The sequence below is a fragment of the Paenibacillus sp. JCM 18996 genome (genome assembly GCF_055392555.1).
In genome coordinates this window covers 330,824-352,110 of record NZ_AP043884.1, presented here as the reverse complement: position 1 = coordinate 352,110, position 21,287 = coordinate 330,824, and the positions used below count along the sequence as shown (strand labels likewise).

General features: G+C 51.3%; 21 protein-coding genes. 5 read left to right on the top strand and 16 right to left on the bottom strand.

Going from position 1 to position 21,287, the window contains the following annotated elements; all coding sequences use genetic code 11:
• Position 1: 1 nt before the first annotated feature.
• The 6 genes from ACZ5N7_RS01735 to ACZ5N7_RS01710 form a co-directional block, all read right to left on the bottom strand.
• Positions 2–1,354: an extracellular solute-binding protein gene (locus tag ACZ5N7_RS01735; RefSeq protein ID WP_464656833.1), complete on the bottom strand. Its 1,353-nt coding sequence runs from the start codon at positions 1,352–1,354 to the stop codon at positions 2–4.
• Positions 1,355–1,660: 306 nt separating this feature from the next.
• On the bottom strand, positions 1,661–2,176 hold the full coding sequence (locus ACZ5N7_RS01730; protein WP_464656831.1) for an SRPBCC domain-containing protein: 516 nt from the start codon (positions 2,174–2,176) through the stop codon (positions 1,661–1,663).
• A 114-nt stretch (positions 2,177–2,290) separates the two neighbouring features.
• Positions 2,291–4,210, bottom strand: coding sequence for a beta-L-arabinofuranosidase domain-containing protein (locus ACZ5N7_RS01725; protein ID WP_464656830.1), 1,920 nt, complete (start codon positions 4,208–4,210; stop codon positions 2,291–2,293).
• Between the two features lie 156 nt (positions 4,211–4,366).
• Positions 4,367–4,918, bottom strand: coding sequence for a nucleotidyltransferase domain-containing protein (locus ACZ5N7_RS01720; protein WP_464656828.1), 552 nt, complete (start codon positions 4,916–4,918; stop codon positions 4,367–4,369).
• A gap of 183 nt (positions 4,919–5,101) precedes the next feature.
• Positions 5,102–6,115 (bottom strand): CehA/McbA family metallohydrolase, encoded by a 1,014-nt coding sequence (locus ACZ5N7_RS01715; protein WP_464656826.1) that lies wholly within the window; start codon positions 6,113–6,115, stop codon positions 5,102–5,104.
• Complete coding sequence (locus ACZ5N7_RS01710) at positions 6,112–6,579, bottom strand: hypothetical protein (RefSeq protein WP_464656824.1); 468 nt, start codon at positions 6,577–6,579, stop codon at positions 6,112–6,114. The genes ACZ5N7_RS01715 and ACZ5N7_RS01710 overlap by 4 nt, the downstream gene beginning before the upstream one ends.
• A 316-nt stretch (positions 6,580–6,895) precedes the next feature.
• Between ACZ5N7_RS01710 and ACZ5N7_RS01705 the strand changes: the two genes are divergently transcribed.
• Positions 6,896–7,987: a Gfo/Idh/MocA family protein gene (locus ACZ5N7_RS01705; protein ID WP_464656822.1), complete on the top strand. Its 1,092-nt coding sequence runs from the start codon at positions 6,896–6,898 to the stop codon at positions 7,985–7,987.
• Positions 7,988–8,171: 184 nt separating this feature from the next.
• Positions 8,172–8,426, top strand: a complete 255-nt coding sequence (locus ACZ5N7_RS01700) for a hypothetical protein (RefSeq protein ID WP_464656820.1) — start codon at positions 8,172–8,174, stop codon at positions 8,424–8,426.
• Positions 8,427–8,497: 71 nt separating this feature from the next.
• On the opposite strand, the gene ACZ5N7_RS01695 is transcribed toward ACZ5N7_RS01700, so the two are convergent.
• Positions 8,498–9,271, bottom strand: a complete 774-nt coding sequence (locus ACZ5N7_RS01695) for a phytanoyl-CoA dioxygenase family protein (protein WP_464656818.1) — start codon at positions 9,269–9,271, stop codon at positions 8,498–8,500.
• Positions 9,272–9,406: 135 nt separating this feature from the next.
• On the opposite strand from ACZ5N7_RS01695, the gene ACZ5N7_RS01690 reads away from it, so the two are divergent.
• Complete coding sequence (locus ACZ5N7_RS01690) at positions 9,407–10,273, top strand: helix-turn-helix domain-containing protein (RefSeq protein WP_464656816.1); 867 nt, start codon at positions 9,407–9,409, stop codon at positions 10,271–10,273.
• A gap of 157 nt (positions 10,274–10,430) precedes the next feature.
• Here the strand turns inward: ACZ5N7_RS01690 and ACZ5N7_RS01685 are convergent, their stop codons facing one another.
• From ACZ5N7_RS01685 to ACZ5N7_RS01660, 6 genes are all read right to left on the bottom strand, one after another.
• Complete coding sequence (locus tag ACZ5N7_RS01685) at positions 10,431–11,201, bottom strand: DODA-type extradiol aromatic ring-opening family dioxygenase (protein WP_464656814.1); 771 nt, start codon at positions 11,199–11,201, stop codon at positions 10,431–10,433.
• Between the two features lie 622 nt (positions 11,202–11,823).
• On the bottom strand, positions 11,824–13,008 hold the full coding sequence (locus ACZ5N7_RS01680; RefSeq protein WP_464656812.1) for an acetyl-CoA C-acetyltransferase: 1,185 nt from the start codon (positions 13,006–13,008) through the stop codon (positions 11,824–11,826).
• A 23-nt stretch (positions 13,009–13,031) separates the two neighbouring features.
• On the bottom strand, positions 13,032–13,685 hold the full coding sequence (locus ACZ5N7_RS01675) for a CoA transferase subunit B (RefSeq protein WP_464656810.1): 654 nt from the start codon (positions 13,683–13,685) through the stop codon (positions 13,032–13,034).
• A gap of 12 nt (positions 13,686–13,697) precedes the next feature.
• Positions 13,698–14,399, bottom strand: coding sequence for a CoA transferase subunit A (locus tag ACZ5N7_RS01670; RefSeq protein ID WP_464656809.1), 702 nt, complete (start codon positions 14,397–14,399; stop codon positions 13,698–13,700).
• Between the two features lie 134 nt (positions 14,400–14,533).
• Complete coding sequence (locus ACZ5N7_RS01665) at positions 14,534–15,319, bottom strand: 3-hydroxybutyrate dehydrogenase (protein ID WP_464656807.1); 786 nt, start codon at positions 15,317–15,319, stop codon at positions 14,534–14,536.
• Positions 15,320–15,452: 133 nt separating this feature from the next.
• A complete protein-coding gene (locus ACZ5N7_RS01660; protein WP_464659104.1) occupies positions 15,453–16,832 on the bottom strand; it encodes a GntP family permease in 1,380 nt (459 codons plus the stop codon).
• Positions 16,833–16,987: 155 nt separating this feature from the next.
• Between ACZ5N7_RS01660 and ACZ5N7_RS01655 the strand changes: the two genes are divergently transcribed.
• Positions 16,988–17,872 (top strand): LysR family transcriptional regulator, encoded by an 885-nt coding sequence (locus ACZ5N7_RS01655; RefSeq protein ID WP_464656805.1) that lies wholly within the window; start codon positions 16,988–16,990, stop codon positions 17,870–17,872.
• A gap of 64 nt (positions 17,873–17,936) precedes the next feature.
• On the opposite strand, the gene arsC is transcribed toward ACZ5N7_RS01655, so the two are convergent.
• Genes arsC through ACZ5N7_RS01640 form a run of 3 tightly spaced genes read right to left on the bottom strand, consistent with a single transcriptional unit; the run spans position 17,937 to position 20,003 of the window.
• Positions 17,937–18,362, bottom strand: a complete 426-nt coding sequence (arsC, locus tag ACZ5N7_RS01650; RefSeq protein WP_464656803.1) for an arsenate reductase (thioredoxin) — start codon at positions 18,360–18,362, stop codon at positions 17,937–17,939.
• A 19-nt stretch (positions 18,363–18,381) separates the two neighbouring features.
• The gene (locus ACZ5N7_RS01645; RefSeq protein WP_464656801.1) at positions 18,382–19,674 is read right to left on the bottom strand and encodes an arsenic transporter; all 1,293 of its coding nucleotides are present in this window, start codon (positions 19,672–19,674) and stop codon (positions 18,382–18,384) included.
• Between the two features lie 14 nt (positions 19,675–19,688).
• Positions 19,689–20,003: an ArsR/SmtB family transcription factor gene (locus ACZ5N7_RS01640; protein ID WP_464656799.1), complete on the bottom strand. Its 315-nt coding sequence runs from the start codon at positions 20,001–20,003 to the stop codon at positions 19,689–19,691.
• 232 nt (positions 20,004–20,235) lie between these two features.
• Here ACZ5N7_RS01640 and glpX point away from each other — a divergent pair, with 232 nt between their 5' ends.
• Positions 20,236–21,240, top strand: coding sequence for a class II fructose-bisphosphatase (gene glpX, locus ACZ5N7_RS01635; protein ID WP_464656797.1), 1,005 nt, complete (start codon positions 20,236–20,238; stop codon positions 21,238–21,240).
• The last annotated feature ends 47 nt before the right edge of the window (positions 21,241–21,287 follow it).

Below are 21,287 nucleotides of genomic sequence, written 5' to 3'. Positions count from 1 at the left end.
CTTAACGACGGTGTACTATATCCATCCCATCTAGTTTTTGTTGAATTCTCTCAGCCACATGTTCCGCAGTTTCACCGGGATTCAAGGTCATCTCCTGCAGCGCATTATTGATGGCGTCCGCGAGCTCGGAAGGAAGGACAGCGTCATACACCGGAGAAATTCCGCCGCCGGCTATCGAAATCATTTTTTTAAAAGATTCGTTCGTGTCTTCCGGCACGGAGATTGTGGCAGGCACCAAAGTATTCCTCGTGATCAGTTCTTTATAAGTCTCTTCATTAGCCATGTGGCGGATAAATTGATAAGCAGCTTGCTTTTTTTCCCCGGTCAGATTCTCATTTAAAGCGATGCCCTGCCCTGTCACTCCCGAAACGCTCGCCGGATCTCCTTTTCCATCCTTCACAGAGGGGAAAATGGCGATTCCTAAGTGACGGTCTTTGGGAAAATGCTGCAAAAGCTTGGGAAGCGCCCAGGAGCCCTCGACAAACATGGCGGCCTTCCCTTTTATGAAAATTTCCTCCTGCTGTGTATTGTTTATACTGTTCATGTCCTGGTTGAAGGCTTGCAGATCGGTCAGCTCCCTAATTGTTGATAACGCTTTCACAAAATCGGCATCGGTGAACTTCTTTTCGCCTTGCAGTATCTTCGTCAAGAAGTCGTCCCCTGTATACCGGCTGGCGATGGTCGACAAATAGCAGGATTGAAGCACCCATTTCCCTGTATTGCCCAGCGCGATAGGGGTGACACCCATATTGTGAAGCGCCGATATCATCTTGATAAAGTGGTCGTATGTCGCAGGGAATTGATCGTAACCCGCTTTCTCGAGAATGTCTTTGTCGTAATAGATGAAGGAAGTATAGCTTATTACCTCGGGAATGGCGTACTGATTTCCGTTTACAGCGTAATCCGTCATATTCTGTTCCGGGATCAGCTTATCTCTGTACTCCATGGCAAGATCGTCAATAGGCTTCACGACTTTTCCATCCGCCAGCGGCCTCAGTTCCGCACCGGGCCAAACTACAAACAAATCGGGCAGCTGCTTCCCGGCACCCGCTGCCCTCACCTTCACCTTGTATTGGTCATGCGGTATGGCTTCGACATTAATGGTGACATTTTTATGCGTCTGCTCAAATTCCTTGATCCGTTTGTACATGACTTCCTGCCAAGGCTCATTGTGGACCCAGGTATTCCAAAAGGTCAGTCTGATTTGTCCCTCCTGGTTCCCGTCGATGTTTCCTGCCATACCGGCAGACTTATCATTTACGCTGAAAGTTTTAAAGCCTGCCGCCAGTCCGAGACCGAGGCCCAGGGATAACAGCGACAGCACAGCCAGCTTTGACATCCGCATCTTTTTCATGCAATCCCCACACCAGTCAGCTTTTTTAAAATTCAACGCGTCATTACAAAAAATTGCATTAATATGATATTTCCGGAACCCATTCGCTATAAAGTGATAGGTTTTGTTAAATTATAACATACCTTTCAACAAAATATGGTTAAATCTGTCACTCCGAGTGGTGAAAAACACTCATTCCGCGGTCTCTTGAGACAAGTCTCCAAGCCCTTCTTTAATTCCCTGACCGGCAAGGTCATCCTTTTCAAACAAACGCTAAAATCAAAACAGCCGCCGGCTTTCGAAGCCCGGCGGCCGTCCCATATTTCCTTACTTGACCTCGTTCAGACGCTCTTCCAGACGGTCCCAAGTTTCGGTGATGCCCTGCAGCATGCCCATGTCCATGACGGTTTTGAGGTCCTCCGCGGACACATATTCAGCACGGTTGACCAGCTTTGTCCTGCCGCCCAGATCAATGAATTCCAGCTTGATCCCGGTCGACGGCATGGTCTCGTTCGTATTGCCTTCTGCATCCGAGAAGTAATCGCTGTAAACGATCGTCTCAGGCTCTACAATTTCCTTATAAACGCCTTTGCCCCAAGATTCCATACCGTAAAATTCACCTTGGTTCTGATCGACGCACTTCATGCAGTAGTGCCAAACACCGCCAGGCCGGAAATCGACGCTGCAAACAGGAAGCTCCCAGCCCCTCGGTCCCCACCAACGCTTAAGATGCTCAGGCTCTTGAAACATCTTGAACACGAGATCGCGTGGGGCATCGAAAACGCGCTCCAGCACCAACACGCGATCGTCCTCTACCCTCGAAACCATTGCATTGTCTGACATTGTAATTCCTCCTTCAGCCATTTGAATGTTCTTGTAATTTCTTTTTGTTTTGCAGTTCCAGCAAGTAGTCATCCAGATTATCGAATCTGTCTTCCATGACGCGCCGGAAGCACTTCACCCAAGAACCCAGCGCTTGAAAGGGCTCGGGCCGGAGCTTGTAAATCCGGCGGGGTTACGACTTCCTATCAATGGGAATTCGCTTATCCGCAGCTTCGCGCTGCCGTAGGGCACAAGTTCCAATTCTGTCACCGGCTGTCCTTCCGTATTGGGATTAAGTGGCGGGGTGCCCGCATTGTTCCCCTCCATTCTCCAATCTCGAACCAGCTTGCCGGCTGCCTTCAGGCGAACGGGCGCATGGACTGCGTCAAACGGCTGGTAAGGCACTTCCGCCACTACCGGTTCAAATGCGGTATCGGACAGCAGACCATATTTCCATGGAGAGGCCGGATAGATCTCCCAGTCATGGAATTTGTCGCGCTGCTTTAACAGCTGCCAGTTCTCTTTCACCGGAAGCGCATAAACCAGCGGGCCCCGTTCTACGCTGACGGCAAATAAATTATGGGAGTTTGTGCGCACTTCCATTGGCAAATTAAGCAGAATGGCGTCACCGTTATTCCACTCGCGCTCGATTTTGGCGTAGCCATCCGCCGCTTCCAAAGCCGTGGTCTCCCCGTTTACCAATAAGCTCGGAGCAGCGCACCACTCAGGTATCCGCAGCGAAATCGCGAAACGCTCCTGACGATTCAGCGACACGCTTATGTTCACTTCATCGCGGAACGGATACTCGCCGCCTACCTGCAGCTCTGCCGCTGCGCCGGAACCGACCTTCGTCCGTACGGTGCAAGGAGCGTAGGAAACCGCCGCCAGACCCCCTTTTCCATCGCTCATCCACAGGTGTGAAGCGAGCTTCGGCCAGCCCTGGTGCATATTCGCCGTACAGCAGCCGAAGTTCGGCTCCAGGCCGAAGAGGTTCGCTTCCGGTCCGTTGCTCCAATTCCGCGGTGCGACATTGCACACGATCTGGTTGACCTGCTGGTCGTACTGATGGGATGTCCAATCCGCGGAGATAGCTGCCGGCAGCGCGTTAAACGCGACCTTCTCCAAAATATCGCCGAATCGTCCTTCGCCGAAGATCCGGACCAGGTTTTCCATTGTGAACATATATTCCACCACGGCACATAGTTCGACCCCTTGGCTCGGATGGGTGCCGGACAGCCATTCGTCGCCCGAGAACATGCCATGGGCCTGCCCATGATAGGTCATCAGGCTGTCGATGCCGCGATAAACGGCGTCCTTTTCCCTAGGGTCGCCGGACAGTTGAAACTTTACGCCCGGCGTTTTCAAACCCATCGCCACATTGACAACGTGGGTCCTCCAATCCCACTGTTCGACTTTGCGCCAGAAGGGGAAGTCATGGAAAATATCGGTCCAGTCGGTCGTTTGTTCCGCTATAATTTGCGCCAGTTCAAGCAAACAGCTTTCCTTTGTGCGGTTATACAGCCACATTACGCACAGCAGCATTTCCGCACCCCGCGCTTTCGCCCAGCCTGTTAGAGGCCGCTCCTCGATCATGGACGAGACAAAGCGGAAATATTTGCTCAGGAACGGAACAATCCGCTCGTCGCCTGTAGCTTCCTCGTACTGCATCAGCACTTTGAGCATGATCATGTAATGCCACCAGTCCTGATTCTTGTCGACATCGTTGTTGACGGTTTCAATCCGTACCGGTCCAAAGTTTCCGTTCTCCTGCTGGCTGGAAAGGCTCCACTCGATCCACCGGTTCGCCTTGGCGATTAACCGCTCGTCTTCCAGCAAATACGCGAGAGGCAGCAGCCCGTCCAGATAATAGGGCCCTCTTTCCCAGCTTTCTCCGCTGCCGCCGATCCACCCGTTATCCGGCCCTACATCCGCCCAATGCTCCTCCAAATGCCCGGTTAGTCCGTCCGCCTGGATACGGAGCTGGTTTTTCAGCCATCCGGCGGGCTTGATGCCCCCTAATGGAAGCGCTTCAAATACAGTTTGCTGCAGATTCATTTTCGTCACTCCTATACGGTTTTTATTATCTAACAACATAAGCTACCCTTTGATGCCAGTCAAGGTAATTCCTTCGACAAAGTATCTCGAATTTCACTATTTTCACAATACATTGTGCCTCGTAGTACCCCATCAGTGTCTTGCGCACACGCAAAATTACTCTATCCAACGGTGCTCCGCGTAAAGCAATCTCAAACCCTCCTGAAGCCATCTTTTCTGTTCGCGATTGAGCAGCGGGTAGGTATTTTGGAAATCCAGCTCATCTTTCGGCCGAGAATCTTTGGATTTATAAAGCAAAGCGATTTCCGGACTTAAAAAGGGGATGCCCTGGTCCGACCTCATGATGATTTGACCAACTGTCCTGCGGATTCTATGGTCTCTCCGGAACAGCCAATACTCGCCGTCAGATTCGTTCAGCAGAATCTCTAACTTTTCATACGATTTTTCCGCATAGGTTTCATGGATTGGAGGCTGCAATATTTGTCCTTTTTGCCACTGCTCTACGTTTCCGTTTATAACCTTCCCAAAGCTCCAGCCGTTTAAATATTCCTGCAGTTTACTCTGGTCTTTTCGAAATACCGCAATTTCGATATCATCGTGAGTCCTGGTGGTTTCGCCTATAAAAAGGTCTATAGACCATCCCCCGGCTATTGCCCAAGGTCTGTCAAAATCGTTCATTACTGCATGGACCGCACTGCACTTCTCCATAACGATCCCCTCCGCTGCAACAGTTTCAGTTCAAAGTTATTCTATCCCTGCGCTGCAATATCCTTCCCGTGCGTCGCAATGGCCAGCATAAAAAAAGCATCCATTTATGCCCATAAAGGGTTAAGGATGCTTTTTGTTGCAATATGGTGTCAGGATTTTATAAATGCCTGTGCAATCACGGCTTCACTCCGTAAACTTCCCAAAATAAACCGGATTTGTAAAAGCGATCATTGTAGAGCATTCATGGAAGGTACCATACAGCTGCGCCCTGAGCCACAACAGGCCTTTAGTGTCGATGAGGCAGCTAATAGCAGTGTCGTCTGCGGACAGGCTGCATTCTCCTATGACGCCTTTGTTGCTCACAAGCTCCACTCGAAGAGTCTGCTTGGGCATTGTCCAACTGCCTTTCCTCACGTTCGAATCCAGCTCAATAATGACGCTGGCGCTGCCGGATAACTCCTTGCCTGATACCGGAACGGTTTGGCCCAAGCCGTAGGTCTCGCCGGAAATTTGAATTGAGCAGAGCAGAAGCGGCCCCATGCTGAGGCTGACTCTCCCTTTACGGATGGCGTCCACCGCAGCCTGTTCCATATCCACAGCTGCCAGTTCCTCATCGATGCCAAGGAAGCTTGCCGCAGCCGGATCGTCGTTCGGTTTGGAATTATGCCAATCCCTCCCGGAAGAGGCGGGAATGCGGCAGCCTTGATTGAGCAAATCCGTCCACATGGCAAAAGTGGGAGCATTATGGTTGCGGATCGGCGGAAACAGCGAATGCCACACTTCTATATAGTCAATGTCGTTCCAATCGGAGATGGCATACTCCCAGTGGCAGCCCGTGCAGATCGGACTTCCCATTCTAAATGGATGTGCGATTCCGACAATGCCGCCTTGACGGTGGACCCGTTCAATCCCCTTATGTATGTCGTCAGGTCCCAAATCGCGCCACTCCGCATATTCCCGGAGCCCAAGCGTGACCATATGCCCGTAAAATGTAGTCCATTCCAGACCTCGGATAATGGCGATGCCGGTTTCCTGCTGCACCTCATCCCGGTCGGCCAATCCGGACATCGTATTGTGGTCGGTCAAAGCAATGCCTTGCAAACCAAGCTTCTTCGCCTCCAGCGCCATCTCCATCAGACTGTGGCGGCCGTCGCTGTGCGGTGTATGTGTATGCAGCTCATAAGGCAGCCATTTCATAGCGTTCCCTCCCCTTCCCACACCTGCAGCTCATAATCGCAAGTCTCGGTGACGATGCAGTGTACGCTGAGCGTTATTTTCCACATACCCGAAATAACCGGTCCACGTTCCAGACCCGGAGAAGCTTCCTGCTCGGACAGAATGTAGCGCTGATCGGGATTATGGCGATGGCCGGAGCCGCGAAATCCCTGAGGGTCATCTAAAGACAGCGTGATCAGATTGTTGAGCGGAAGATAGGACTCCCATTTATCCCGATAAACCGGCAAAAGATGCGGTTCGACGTAGGCCGCAAGACTTTCGAGCACAAGCTCCTTCGATTTCTCCGCATCCTCCAGCACCTTGGGCGAATATGCAAAATGCGCATGCAGCTCCGTGACTCCTTCCGGAATATAGAAGCTGTAGGTAATATGTGTTTTTGAGCAGACCGGAGACAGCTCGCCCTTTACCTTCAATAGAGTGTTCATGCAATCACCTCAAACCTCATCTGACGGCTTGATAAAGTCGTCGAATTCTTGATCGTCAAATTATTATACAGTTCGGTTTCGACGTGTCTTTCAGATTATGCTGAACCGGACACCCTATTGTCAATATCGTTTACCATTTCTTTAAACAGCTTCCCGGAAGGCCGGATCAATCATTGACCACTATCGCTTCTACTCAATTGTCGCAATTTTACACTCCTTTCGTCGTGTCTCTTGATTACGCCGGCTGGCCCAAGACTATATAATAGGGGCGTATGGCACTAAAATCTTTTCCCTTGCGGGATGGAGGTAAACACGGATGAAATCAACTGTAAAAGTGGGTATTATCGGCAGCGGGGGCATCGCCCGTTTCCATGCCAAAGCATACAAGGAGATTCCGGGTGTGGAGATTGCGGCGGTCGCGGATGTAGTGCCGGGTAAAGCGGCGCAGTTCATTGCGGAACAGGAGCTAACAGGAGCCCAAGCCTTCGAAGACCATAACAAATTATTGGAGCTTGATCTGGATGGTGTAAGCGTATGCACCCCTAATATCGCTCACCATCGGGCTAGCGTTGACGCGCTCCAGGCGGGTAAGCATGTGCTGGTGGAGAAGCCGCTCGCGGTGACGTTGGGCCAGGGACTCGAAATGGTACAAGCCTCCAAGCGTACGGGAAAAATGCTAAGCGTCGGCTTCCAGCCCCGCTATGACCCGAATATGGTCGCCATCAAAGAGATCGTCCAATCCGGCCAGCTGGGAAAAGTGTACTATGTCGAAACCGGAGGCGGACGGCGCAGAGGAATGCCGGGAGGCACCTTCATCCGTAAGGAGCTCGCAGGCGCGGGAGCAATTGCCGATATCGGCTGCTATTCGCTGGACATGGCTCTCAACGCTCTCGGCTACCCGAAGCCTCTGACCGTGTCGGCGGTCACCTCCAACCATTTCGGCACCAACCCGAAATACCATAAGGAAGCGGCAGGATTTGAGGTGGAAGATTTTGGGGCGGCTTTGATCCGTCTCGAGGGCGACATTACTCTTCATTTCAAAATATCCTGGGCCATGCATATGGACACACTCGGCGCAACTATGTTCCTCGGTACGGATGCAGGACTCAAGGTTACGACACCGGACACCGGAAGCCCGTGGAACGGGGTTTGGGACGGCGGCGTCGGTTCGATTACCCTGTTCCACGACGAGGAAGACAAGCACGCTCACCGAAGCATTCCGGTCATCGAGCATGAGGTGGACCGTTTCTTCGAGAAGGTCAAAGCTTTTGTGATTGCCATTCAGGAAGACCGGCCCGCTCCGATTCCGGCAGAGCAAATTTTGATCAACCAGGCGATCATCGACGGCATTCTCCGGTCTTCGGAAGCCCGGCGAGAGGTGGAAATCCTCATTCCCGACCTGCTGTAAACAGACCAAGGCGGTTCCGCTTATTGCGCGGAGCCGCCTTTATTTAGCTTGTTTGCCGTACAATGTTATCGTTCAGCTTAACCTTGAGCCCCTTTTTCTCGCCTAATTGTATTTGGTCAAGTGCCCTCTCCGCCCTTCCATGCATAACATGGGGTGTAGTTTGAAACAGAGAGGAGAAACAAAAATGACTCAACAACAAACTTCTATATTGGAAAACGCGGAGACTGCCGACTTTAACCGCTCGATGCAGATTTACACTTACCCGCAGTACGGATATCAAACTTACGGGTATCACCCTTACGGATATCACGCATACGGGTACCACCCTTACGGAGGATACCACACATATGGATATCATCCGTACTATCATCATTACCCTCACCATCATCACGGACACCACTACGGTCATCACTACGGATACCAGTACGGCCAGCGCTAAAAAATGAGACAGACGGCAAACATCCTGATACACAAAAAGTGTACAGGGATGTTTTTTGCCGTGCCGAGTCTCTAAACAATCTGATATTTCGGCTTCGCTTTGTCAAAATGGGGATTTTCACCGCAAACCATCAGTCCCATTCCCCAATCTATATGTGTGCTCACCGTTGGAAAATCGGAAGGGTCACGATATTGGAACAGCACATTTCTGCGGGTGCGGAGGCTTCGGTTGCTGGCTGATCCGTGCACCGTCAAATAGTTAAAGAACAGCACGTCTCCCGCCGATGCCGGACAAGGAGTGCCCATAGAAATAGGGTATTCCTTATGGTTTAAGTAGTGCGTTCCCACATGCGGCAGAGACCCTTGTTTGTGGGATTCCGGTATTACGCAGAGGCAGCCGTTTTCTTCATCCGCATCGTCCAAATGCACGCTGGCGGCCAGCATCGTATGATTCTCATGCGGAAAATACGGATAATCCTGGTGCATCGGGAACGCCGCCCCATTCTCCGGAGGCTTTACCAGCATTTTGGAATGATGCAGTTGAACGTTGGGTCCGATGATTTGAGAGAGCACCGCTGTCATGTTAGGATGCGCCAACGCTCTTGTAAATGCCGCATCGTGATAATGCACATCATGGAAGCCTTTGAGCACTAGTTTCTTCATTTCTTCCGGAGGAAGGTAGTCGCCCTGCCAGGTATGATTGTGGTCCATCTTTGCCCTGGCCGCGCGCTGAATGATTTTTTCGACCGCATTGCGCATCTCTTCCACCTCTTGCCGGTTAAAGACCCCTTTTACCAGCAAATAGCCTTGATCTTTGTAAAAAGCCGCATCTTCCGATGTAATCATGTGCCAAGCCTCCTGTCGATATTATTCTTTTCAACTCCATATGCCTTGATTATAATGGTACACAGAGTGATCCGTCTTTGGCCGGGAAGGCCAAGTTTTTGTCCGAATCCGCCACATGGAGCAGGAGGCTAGACGATGTACAGATTGGAAGAAAGCAAAGCGAGATTAAACCGCCACGCTGTTTTGCTGGAATCCGGCGGAATCACGTTCCGCGTCAATTATTGGGGAGGAATGCACAAGCTGACTTACAATCCGGTGCACAAACATTCATCGTTTGAGATTTGTTATGTGGTGGACGGAGACGGAACCTATTTGGACGATGGACGTGTGTACCATTTGCACAAAGGGACGCTGTTTTGCTCAAGGCCCGGGATTGCTCACCAAATCAGGAGCGGGGAAGGGTTGTTTTTGCTGTGGGTTGATTTTGAGGTCGATGAATCGAGGTCTTCACCTGAATATGTAGACCGGTTTGTGTCACTGGCAGGGCGCTCGAAAGTTTGCGTCAATGAAGGAGACGGCTCTTCCACTGCTTCTCTATGGCGGTCACTGCTTATACCCGAACAGGAAGGTTGGGCGGTGGACACGGAATTTTTGCCTGTACTCGCCCATACGCTGCTGGTTTCGTTCCTCGGTTTATTTTTAAATGAAAAACAATCCCTTACTACTGACCAGCTGCGCCCCAACCTGATTCTGCAGCGCGCGAAATCTTTTATAAGGGATAATTTCGACAAGCAACTGTCGCTGGGCATGATTGCGCAATACCTTAATGTGTCGGAGCGTCATCTTTCCCGATTGTTCTCGGAGGGCATCAACGAAAGCTTCATCACTTTTATCCGGAAAGAACGAGTACGGCAGGCGGCATTTCTGTTACAAACAACCGACCTTTCGATAAAAGAAATCGCCGAAGCCACAGGGTTTGGCACCGTGCATTATTTTACGCGAGTATTCGCCGCCGAAAAAAAGGTGCCTCCCGGCCGTTTCAGAGGCAGCCTGGATGCCTGACGCACTGCATACCCAAACTGCCTCAACCCCTGCCGACATCCCATCCAGCCGAAAACAAAACTCCGGGCCAAAAACAGGGATGCCTGTTTTCGGGCCGGAGCTTTTCGCTGCAAAGCTTATTGGTGCACGGTGACAATGCGCGCCAAAAGTGGCGAGTTTAAAACTGAAAGCACAGATAACTCAAAGTTCCTAAATCGTAGCTCCGATGGATAATTTTCGCCGTGCTGCTTGGGTCCCCGCTCCCCATGGCGATAAACAGCGGCACAAAATGCTCCTTGGTCGGCACCGCTTTTCGCGCGTCGGGAGCAAGCTCCTCGTAACGGAACAGGGAATTCAGATCCTTATTTTGGATTTTCTCAATCAGCCAATCGTCAAAACCTTCCGCCCAGGGCTCCGGCTTCGACCTCTCTCCCCAATTAAGCATACGCAAATTATGAACTGTCACACCGCTGCCGATGACGAGAATATCCTCTTCGCCCAGCCCCTGCAGGGAGGCCCCGATTTTGTACTGCTCGCTTGGAGCGAGAAAAGGATTCACCGAAATCTGCACAACCGGAATATCAGCACTGGGGAAAATTCTGCTCAGAAGTGTCCAGGATCCGTGGTCCAAACCTCTGGAAGTGTCCTCCCTCACCGTAATGCCGTTGTTCTCGAGCCGCTCTTTCACCAGCGATGCCACCCTTTTTGAACCTTTCACAGGGTATTTCTTAGCATACAGCTCGGGCGGGAAGCCTCCGAAGTCGTAGATCGTATCATAAATATCGTCCCTGGAAGAAATAGTAACCACGTCGCTCTCCCAATGGGCTGTAAAAATAACGATAGCGTTGGGATGCAGATGTTCTCCGAATTTTGCAAGAAAACGGGTATATTCTGTATCTTCGATCGCAATCATAGGAGATCCGTGAGCGAGAAATAACGATGGAATCATAATTTATATCACCCTTTTAAAATAATATATACTTACATTAAGTAAGCTAAATATAGCATTTATACGGCAGTCAAGTCAAGTGTTACGTTTGTGCTAGATTTTGTTCTCTTATGCAAAAAGCCGTATTCATAGGATGTCTCCTTTTTGTATACAGCATACGTGAAAACTGCTACAACGGCCCTTTGCCAACTTGTTAATCCCAGGCCATTTTTGAATAACAAAATCGGCAACAACCTTCGTAAAATAAGTTTTATTCTGGATCCCTTAAGAGAAACAGCGGCAGTCTGGGATGATAAAATAAAGTCCTAGACTGCCGCCGCTACGTATGAAGGTCTGCATTTCTCGCTGTTGTCACCAAGCTCTTCCTGCGGAGTAGCTCATCTTATGAGCGGAAGGTAAACTTTCCAGCGATACCTGCTCTTGCGAGCACAAGGTATACCTTACTCCAAACAAAAAAGCCACCTAACTGGCGGCTCGATGAACGGGGCTGTTCCTTCCCATTATTGTCTCGACTAATCGTGACTCTTCCCTCCCTCACAATCTCTCGACTCAATGGGACTCATCTAAGCGGCACTCTATTGCAGCATAAAACAATTCCACCCATTGCCGATACGACCATGTATTATCCCCGTTCGACCAACAAAGCGACTCCTTGTCCTCCCCCGATGCACAGCGCAGCCACGCCTAACCTGCCATCCCGTTTAGCGAGCTCGTGCAGCAGCGTAACGAGAATGCGTGCGCCGCTCGCTCCGATGGGATGGCCAAGAGCGATCGCGCCGCCGTTGACATTCAGCTTATGCTGCGGAATGCCGAGGTCCCGTCCCACGGCAAGCGATTGCGCCGCAAACGCTTCGTTTAACTCGAATAAGTCAATCTCATCGAGGGAAACACCGGTTTTCTGCAGCAGTTTGCGCACTGCATCGACGGGGCCGAGCCCCATAACCGCCGGATCCAATGCGGAGTTGGCGTAGCCTCGAATCCGGACGAGCGGCTTGATCCCAAGCTCGTCCGCCTTCTCCGCCTGCATGATAACAAGCGCCGCCGCCCCGTCATTGATGCCGGAGGAGTTGCCAGCTGTGACCGTTCCGTCCCCCCGGAAGGCTGAACGAAGCGTGCCTAACCCTTCCGCCGTTGTTCCGGCCCGCGGAAACTCGTCCGTGTCGAACAACAGCGGGTCGCCTTTCTTCTGCGGGATGGGCACCGGAACGATTTCATCCTTAAAACGGCTCGAAGCCGCAGCCTGCTCCGCTTTTTGCTGGCTCCAAGCCGCGAATTCATCCTGCTCGGACCGTGCAATATTGCAGCGTTCAGCCACATTCTCTGCCGTGACACCCATATGGATGCCGCACTCTGCGCACCATAACCCGTCGCGGATCATGGAATCCACCATTTTCGTATCTCCCATGCGCAGGCCCGAACGGGCGCCTTCAAGCAGATACGGCGCCCGGCTCATGTTTTCCATACCTCCGGCCACCACGATATCAGCGTCACCCAAACGTACGGCCTGCGCCGCGAGCATAACGGCTTTCAGCCCGGAGCCGCACACTTTATTGATGGTCATCGCGGGAACCGTGTGGCTAAAGCCGCTTTTCAGCCAAGATTGCCTTGCCGGATTTTGGCCCAAGCCCGCCTGCAGTACGTTGCCCATAATCACTTCATCCACTTGACCCTCTTTCACATTAGCCCGCTTCAAAGCTTCTTGAATCACAATGCTCCCCAGCTCTACAGCCGAGACTCCCGAAAGCGAGCCTTGAAAGCTTCCGATGGCGGTACGGGCGCCGCTCACAATAACAGCCTCCTTATTCATGGGAACCTCCTTATTTCGCGAATTTACTTGGGCATGCTTAACGCGCTGCTGACCGTGAACCGGGCCTCTGTTTTGTCCCGGACTTCTTCCACAGTAACCTCAGGCTGCAGTTCGATCAAAACCATTCCGCTTTCTGTAAAGTCAAAAACAGACAAATCGGTAATCAGCCGATGTACCACACCTTTACCGGTAAGCGGCAGGGTGCACTGTTTTTTTACTTTCGATTCGCCGTATTTGTTCATATGCTCCATAATCACGACAATGCGCTTGGCCCCGTTTACCAAATCCATGGCGCCTCCCATGCCTTTGACCATTTTGCCGGGGATCATCCAGTTGGCCAGGTCGCCGTTCTCCGCAACCTCCATGCCGCCGAGAATCGCCAGATCGATATGGCCGCCCCGGATCATGGCAAACGATTCTGCGCTGTCGAAGTAGCAGGCTCCTTGCACAGCCGTCACCGTCTCCTTGCCCGCGTTGATCAAATCCGGATCCTCCGATCCTTCATACGGATAAGGGCCGATGCCCAGCAAACCGTTCTCCGACTGCAGCATGACGTTCATATCATTGGAAATCTCATCCGCTACCAAGGTAGGCATTCCGATGCCCAGGTTGACATACATGCCGTCCCCAATTTCCTTCACAGCCCGTTTGACGATCTTTGTCCTGTAATCATTCATTGTCATCCCTCCTCAAACAGTGACGGGGCGCACCGTGCGTCGCTCTATCCGCTTCTGGTAGCTGACACCCTTTACAACCCGCTGTACATAGATGCCCGGTGTGTGGATTTCATCCGGATCAAGCTCCCCGGCTTGTACAATTTCCTCCGCTTCCGCAATCGTAATTTTGCCTGCGGTCGCGGCAAGCGGGTTGAAATTTCGCGAAGTTTTACGGTACACGAGATTGCCGAACGGGTCCGCCTTCCACGCTTTGACCAAAGCAAAATCGCCGGCAATCCCTCTTTCCATCACATAACTGCGGCCATCAAACGTCTTGTGTTCCTTTCCTTCAGCTACCGAAGTCCCCACCCCAGCAGCCGTGTAAAATGCCGGAATGCCCGCTCCGCCGGCACGGATCCTTTCCGCCAGCGTCCCTTGGGGCACGAGCTCCACTTCCAATTCACCGCTGAGAAACTGCTTCTCGAACGTTTTGTTTTCACCGACATAAGAGGAAATCATCTTTCTGATCTGTTTATTCGCAAGCAGCAGGCCAAGGCCACAGTCGTCGACGCCGCAATTATTGCTCACCACGGTCAATTCCTTTGTACCCCGGCTCCTAAGCGCAGCGATCAAATTCTCCGGAATGCCGCACAGCCCGAAGCCGCCGACGATAAGATCAGCTCCATCCCGGATATCGCTCACGGCTTCCTCCATCGAATGAAATACCTTGCTCATGCTCTTTCCCTCCTTCACCCTTTTAAAAAAGCGGAACACTCCGTGGTGGTGCGGCACGGCGGGTGGTCAGACGCCGTTGTTCTCCAAGCACACCCTCAATAGCCGCGTCCCGCCAAATACTTCCAAGAGCCCGCTTATTGAGCGGTGTACCCGCCGTCGATCATCAGCGACGCGCCAGTGACGCCCTTCAGCTTGTCGCTTGCTACCAGCATCGCGAATTCGGTGATCTCCTCTACAGAGAGGAGGCGCTTCTGCGGAACCATCGGATAAATCACTTCCTCCAGCACGCCTTCCAACGGCACATTGCGTGTTTTCGCCAAATCTTCCAATTGGCCTCGGACTAGAGGCGTATCGACATACCCCGGGCACAGTGCATTTACGGTGATCCCATGGGCCGCGCTTTCCAGCGCCGCAACTTTCGTCAAGCCGATCAGCCCGTGCTTCGCGCTGTTGTAAGCTGCTTTGCCGGCAAATCCGATCACTCCGTTGATCGACGCCATATTGATGATCCGCCCGTAATTTTGCCTTTTCATAATTGGAAAAGCGTGCTTGATGCCGATAAAAGCGCCCGTCAGCATCACCTTCAGCATGAACTCAAATTTATCGACCGGAAAATCCTCTATAGGCGAAACATGCTGCAGCCCCGCGTTATTGACCAATATATCCAGCTTCCCAAATCTCTCCACCGCCGTTTCAACGGCACCCGCGAATTGGCTTTCTTCAGTCACATCGCATTTGACTCCCAAGGCCTGCCAGCCTTCCTGTATCAACTGCTCCGCCGCACTCTTCGCCTTTTCCTCCTGTATATCCGAAATGACTACTTTGGCCCCTTCGCGCGCAAACGTGCGGGCCATTGCAAGGCCGATACCGCTGGCCGCTCCGGTCACCAAAGCTGCTTTGTTATCCAAAAATCCGCCCATAAGGAGAACCTCCGTTGTCAGAATTTAAAGCCACCCCACAAACTAACATGGCCTAGCGGTCACCAATGGGGATGAAAACGTGACACAGCCCTCCGAATCTTTATTCAGATACTTTGCGGGGAGCCCCAACACCTTAAAACAAGGACAGTACGACAGCCACCAATAGGACAGTTATAGTTTTGACTACGGTAATAGCGAAAATATCCTTGTAAGACTGGCGATGCGTCAATCCGGTGATGGCCAGCAGCGTGATGACCGCCCCGTTATGCGGAAGCGTATCCATTCCTCCGGATGCCATGGAAGCGATCCTGTGAAGCAGCTCCGGACTGATTCCAGCCGCCTGGGCCGCAGCCAAATACTGCTTCCCCATCACCTCCAGGGCGATCGACAGCCCTCCGGACGCGGACCCCGTCACTCCCGCGAGAATGTTCACCGAGATGGCTTCCGAGATAAGCGGATGGGAGCTTAAGCCCAGGATCCAGTTCTGGATCGCTTTGAATCCGGGTAAAGTCTTTACCACGTTACCGAATCCCACTTCGGAAGCGGTGTTGAAAATCGCCAGCAGCGATCCCATCGCAGCAGCCGTGAGCCCCGCCGCCAGCTTGTTCTGCACAAGCCGCACATTAATGCACAGTGCGGCAACGATCCCGATGCAAAGCGCAATGATCAGCGCCCAAGACGAGGAGACCGTTTTCACATTAGCGATGTTAAAAGATTTCAAAAGCTCCGCGCTGTACCAATTGTTTACTGTCAGGAAGCCCCTGCTGAGCAGATAGTTGAACACCAGGACCAACAGAAGCGGCAGGACGGATATCCACAGATTCGGATACATTTGGCCGTCCAGTGGTTCGGGTTCGTTCCTGTGCCCTGTTCCATATCCTTCTCCTTCAGCTTCGGCTTGCCTCCGGCGGCGCTCCAGCCACCAAAGCCCTCCGCCAAAAACGAGGATACTGCTGATGATTCCGACAATCGGAGCGGCATAGGAGTCCGTGCCGAAGTAAGCGGTAGGAATAATATTCTGAATTTGCGGAGTCCCGGGCAGGGCATCCATCGTAACGGTAAACGCCCCCAGCGCAATCGTGCCGGGTATCAACCGTTTGGGCACATTCGCTTCGCGAAAGATCGCCACGGCGAACGGGTACACCGCAAACGCTACCACAAACAGCGATACGCCCCCGTAAGTGAGCACCATACAGGCCAGAACGACGGAAAGGATCGCCTGCCTTGATCCAAGCGCCTTGACGATGCTTTGGGCGATCGAAGAAGCCGCGCCATTCATTTCCATGACTTTGCCGAAAATCGCTCCGAGCAAGAAGATCGGAAAGAAGCTTTTGATATAATTCGCCGCATTTACCATGTACGTTTCCGTATAGCTCGGCATTAAAGCGTTCCCTGAGATCACGACCGCCAGCAGAGTGAAAATAGGAGCAAACACAATCACCGGAAAACCCCGATAAGCAAAAAACATGAGCAATCCCAGCGCAATAACAATGGCTAACACTTGAATAACCATCATACACTTCTCCTCTTTTCCCCATGGAAGATGTTAAACCGAGAAAAAAATGTAAGCACTTTCAATTTTCAGTTTACAACGGGACCTCAGAGAGGTAAAATTCATTCATCGAATAGTTGATATGAAAAAATATTATGGTCTGGGGGTGGTATATTTTGGATTTACGAAACCTGCAGTACATGCTTGAGGTTGCCAAACAGAAAAATTTCACTAAAGCGGCCGAAATCCTGCACCTGACCCAACCCACTCTGAGCAAAATGGTCAAAAGTCTTGAAGACGAGCTGGGTATCACCATATTCGACCGTTCGGGAAAACAGGTGAAGCTGACCGATGCGGGTGCGGCCGCCGTCCAGCAAATCCAGCAGATCATACAGGCGGTCAATGACTTGTATATAACTCTCGATGACATTTCCAATTTAAAAACAGGAATGATCACCATCGGGCTTCCCCCGGTCATAAGTTCGGTCTTTTTCCCTCGTATGATTGCAAAGTTCCAAAAAGAATATCCCCACATCGATTTTCAAATCATCGAAGAGGGGGCGAAAAAAATTGAGCAATTAATTATGGACGGCAGCATCGATCTCGGTGTTGTCGTTTCTCCTGTGGAACAACCCTGCTTTGATACCCTGCCCTTCCTTCATCAAAGGCTTTTTCTCATAGTCCATCAATCGCATCGCTTGGCAAATGAGCAGTCGGTGCCGCTGCTTGAGCTTAAAGCTGAGCCGTTTATTTTGTTTGCCAAAGGCTTTGCCGTCCGCCATCATGTCCTGCAGACCTGCAGCGCATTGGGCTTTGAACCAGCCATCGCTTATGAAAGCTCTCAATGGGACCTTCTGGTGGAGATGGTCAGCGCCAATCTGGGCGTTTCCTTCCTGCCGGAGTCGATCTGCTCCAAAATCGTCAATTCGGATGTGACCATCGTGCCGGTGACGGATCCGTCTATTCCCTGGAGTTTAGCCGTAATATGGAACAAAGAAAGATATGTTTCCTACGCGATGCGCGAATTCCTCAGATTTGTGCGGCTCACTTCCGGCCTTTAAATCTCAAGAAATCCCCCCTGCGCCGCATTATCTCCTAGCGAAATCCGGATCCGGAGGCCGCTCCTTAATTACCTTCTTTTACAAACTGTTCGATGCGGTTTTTGATCGAGTCGCGCACCGCGCGGAACCGGGCCATAATTTCCTCTTCCGTTCCCGTTGCTTTTGCCGGATCATCGAAGCCCCAATGCCACTTGGTTACATACTTGCTGGAGATCACCGGACAGTGCTCATCTGCATGGCCGCAAAGCGTAATCACGTAATCGGCACGGTTTAGAATATCCGGATCGATCACATTGGACGTGTGGCTGCTGATATCGACACCAACTTCTTTCATAACTTGAACGGCGCGGGGATTTAAGCCGTGTGCCTCAAGACCGGCGCTTTTTACTTTATATTTGCCCCTTCCCAGCGCTTTTAAAAATCCGTCCGCAATCTGGCTTCTGCAGGAGTTTCCTGTGCACAAAAAATAAACTAAAGGCTTTTTTTCCATGTTCTCTCTCCATTCCATTTTATGAAATCATTTTCAGCCAAAGATAAAGCCCGATTAGCGTAATAAACAAAGTCGGTACGGTCAGCAAAATTCCGGTTTTAAAATAGCTGCCCCAGGTGATTTTGACATTCTTCCGGGAAAGCACGTGAAGCCACAGCAGCGTTGCGAGCGAGCCGATCGGCGTTATTTTGGGACCCAGATCGCTGCCGATGACATTCGCATAAACGAGCGCTTCGCGGATGGCGCCTTCGGTGTGTGCCCCTTTTATGGCTAAAGCGTCAATCATCACGGTAGGCATATTGTTCATGATCGAAGACAGGATCGCAGCGATATATCCCATGCCGATAGCCGAGGCAAACAATCCTTGGTCGGCGACCTTCCGGATGAGCGTACCCAACATATCTGTGAGCCCTACATTACGAAGCCCATAGACAACGACATACATCCCGATGGAAAACACGACAACCGCCCAAGGTGCTTCCTTTATAATCTTTCTTGTTTCAATGACATTGCTTCCACGAGCGGCGAGAATAAACACGATTGCTGCAGCACCGGCAATAAAGGACACAGGCACATGAATAAATTCACTCACCACGTAAGCCGCGAGCAGAACGGCCAAAATCACCCAAGACAAATTGAATAATTTGATGTCCTTGATCGCTTCGTGAGGTTTCTTGAGCTGGGAGAAGTCATAATGGCCCGGAATGCTTTTGCGGAAAAATAAATAAAGCACAAGCAAGCTCGCAGCCAGCGAAAACAGGTTTGGAATGATCATCCGGCTGGCGTATTGCACAAATCCGATGCCGAAATAATCGGCCGATACGATGTTAACCAGGTTGCTGACGATGAGCGGCAGAGAAGTGGTATCCGCAATAAAGCCGCTTGCCATAATAAAAGGCAAAATCATTCGGTCATCAAATTTCAGAGCGCGCACCATGGCAAGAACGATCGGCGTTAAAATTAACGCGGCCCCGTCGTTTGCGAAAAACGCGGCTACTGCGGCGCCGAGTAAAACGACGTACACAAACATCAGCCTGCCGTTTCCTCTTGCCAGACGGGCCATATGTAAAGCCGCCCATTCAAAAAATCCTACTTCATCAAGAATCAGAGAAATGAGGATAATGGCTACAAACGCGAGCGTTGCGTTCCATACAATACCGGTTACCGTTCCAACGTCTTGAAAAGACACTACACCAAAGATAAGGGCCAGAATGGCTCCGCCCATTGCCGGCCAGCCGATGTTCAGCCCTTTTGGCTGCCAGATTACAAACGTAAGTGTAATCAGAAAAATGATAAAAGCGATGATTGTCATACTTCCTCCTTAACTTAGCAGCAGCTTCCTTTTATCGCACCGATCTGTTCTTTCATTGATGGCAAATGCTCATAAATACATTGGATATAAGGCTTATCCGTTACATTCAGCGAATAATAGACCCACTGCCCTTTTCGTTTCTCGTTGACCAGCCCGGCTGATTTTAATTTGCGAAGATGCTGGCTGGCATTGGGCTGGGACATGCCTGTGATTTCTGTAATGTCGCAGACACACAGCTCCTGTTCCTTTAATAGAGCAATGATGGACAGCCTGGTTTTGTCCGCTAACAATTTAAACGCCTCAGCCATGTCTGGTATGCGGTCCTCCATATGTATTCACCTCCTTGCCATAATATCATAAAATAAATATATAACAATTCAATTATATAATCAATGGTTTATTCTTATAAAATATTTTATCTCCTGCTGGAACAATTCAGTATAACACACCAAATTTATTAATTATGACATAATATTTTGAGAAAAACATTTTATAAAACATACTATTTGTTGTATACTTATAAAAGCAGGTCCTATTATTTTCGGATGGGGGAATGTATGAATGGAAAGAGAATTGGCGTTGGAGATCGTACGGGTAACCGAAATAGCTGCTCTCGCATCCGCAAGATGGATGGGCCGAGGGGACAAGCATTCGGCTGATGGAGCGGCCACTGCGGCGATGAGAGCCATGTTCGACTCGGTGTCCGTAAAAGGCACCGTCGTGATCGGCGAAGGCGAAATGGACGAAGCACCCATGCTTTACATAGGCGAAGAGGTCGGCAATCTGCAGGGACCCGAGGTGGACATCGCCGTCGATCCGCTGGAAGGCACCGAATTGGTGGCCAAGGGACTGAACAACGCGCTCGCCGTCATCGCTGTCGCAGGCAAAGGCAATCTTCTGCACGCGCCCGATATGTATATGGAAAAGCTGGCCGTGGGTCCTGCGCTGGCAGGCAAGCTCAGTCTCACCGATCGGCTTGAAACCACGCTGCATAAAGCAGCAGAACATTTGAATAAAAACATCGCCGACCTTACCGTGATGATCCTAGACCGGGAAAGGCACCGTAATTCCATCGAAACACTCCGCCGCGTGGGTGTCCGCATCAAGTTCCTCAGCGACGGCGATGTGGCCGGCGCGATGGCCCCCGCGTTCCCCGAATCGGGGATCGATCTCTATGTCGGTTCCGGCGGGGCCCCGGAAGGCGTACTGGCCGCTGCGGCTTTATGCTGCCTGGGCGGCGAGCTGCAGGGCCGTCTGATGCCCACGGATGAGGCGGAGTTCAATCGCTGCCTCGGCATGGGCATCGACGATCCGCACAAAGTGCTTACGATGCGGGATATGATCGGCAGCGAAGATGTGATCTTCGCGGCAACCGGCATCACTCCCGGCGATTTTCTGGACGGCGTGATGTATTTGCCCGGCCAGAGAGCGGAGACGCATTCCATCGTCATGCGGGCGAAAACAAAGACGATCCGTTTTATCAAAACGAACCATTACCTGCCTAATAAAACTCTATTGATAAATTCCGAACAGAGAAAAGAAGAGTTAGTGAAAGTACCAGTGTAACGCAGAGCACATAACGGCTTTGCAATCATTCAAACGCGGCACGCCGG

Coding starts and splice junctions, on each gene's coding strand:
- ACZ5N7_RS01735 (WP_464656833.1), bottom strand. CDS start 1,354: ATGAAAAAGATGCGGATGTCAAAGCTGGCTGTGCTGTCGCTGTTATCC.
- ACZ5N7_RS01730 (WP_464656831.1), bottom strand. CDS start 2,176: ATGTCAGACAATGCAATGGTTTCGAGGGTAGAGGACGATCGCGTGTTG.
- ACZ5N7_RS01725 (WP_464656830.1), bottom strand. CDS start 4,210: ATGAATCTGCAGCAAACTGTATTTGAAGCGCTTCCATTAGGGGGCATC.
- ACZ5N7_RS01720 (WP_464656828.1), bottom strand. CDS start 4,918: ATGGAGAAGTGCAGTGCGGTCCATGCAGTAATGAACGATTTTGACAGA.
- ACZ5N7_RS01715 (WP_464656826.1), bottom strand. CDS start 6,115: ATGAAATGGCTGCCTTATGAGCTGCATACACATACACCGCACAGCGAC.
- ACZ5N7_RS01710 (WP_464656824.1), bottom strand. CDS start 6,579: ATGAACACTCTATTGAAGGTAAAGGGCGAGCTGTCTCCGGTCTGCTCA.
- ACZ5N7_RS01705 (WP_464656822.1), top strand. CDS start 6,896: ATGAAATCAACTGTAAAAGTGGGTATTATCGGCAGCGGGGGCATCGCC.
- ACZ5N7_RS01700 (WP_464656820.1), top strand. CDS start 8,172: ATGACTCAACAACAAACTTCTATATTGGAAAACGCGGAGACTGCCGAC.
- ACZ5N7_RS01695 (WP_464656818.1), bottom strand. CDS start 9,271: ATGATTACATCGGAAGATGCGGCTTTTTACAAAGATCAAGGCTATTTG.
- ACZ5N7_RS01690 (WP_464656816.1), top strand. CDS start 9,407: ATGTACAGATTGGAAGAAAGCAAAGCGAGATTAAACCGCCACGCTGTT.
- ACZ5N7_RS01685 (WP_464656814.1), bottom strand. CDS start 11,201: ATGATTCCATCGTTATTTCTCGCTCACGGATCTCCTATGATTGCGATC.
- ACZ5N7_RS01680 (WP_464656812.1), bottom strand. CDS start 13,008: ATGAATAAGGAGGCTGTTATTGTGAGCGGCGCCCGTACCGCCATCGGA.
- ACZ5N7_RS01675 (WP_464656810.1), bottom strand. CDS start 13,685: ATGAATGATTACAGGACAAAGATCGTCAAACGGGCTGTGAAGGAAATT.
- ACZ5N7_RS01670 (WP_464656809.1), bottom strand. CDS start 14,399: ATGAGCAAGGTATTTCATTCGATGGAGGAAGCCGTGAGCGATATCCGG.
- ACZ5N7_RS01665 (WP_464656807.1), bottom strand. CDS start 15,319: ATGGGCGGATTTTTGGATAACAAAGCAGCTTTGGTGACCGGAGCGGCC.
- ACZ5N7_RS01660 (WP_464659104.1), bottom strand. CDS start 16,832: ATGGTTATTCAAGTGTTAGCCATTGTTATTGCGCTGGGATTGCTCATG.
- arsC (WP_464656803.1), bottom strand. CDS start 18,362: ATGGAAAAAAAGCCTTTAGTTTATTTTTTGTGCACAGGAAACTCCTGC.
- ACZ5N7_RS01645 (WP_464656801.1), bottom strand. CDS start 19,674: ATGACAATCATCGCTTTTATCATTTTTCTGATTACACTTACGTTTGTA.
- ACZ5N7_RS01640 (WP_464656799.1), bottom strand. CDS start 20,003: ATGGAGGACCGCATACCAGACATGGCTGAGGCGTTTAAATTGTTAGCG.
- glpX (WP_464656797.1), top strand. CDS start 20,236: ATGGAAAGAGAATTGGCGTTGGAGATCGTACGGGTAACCGAAATAGCT.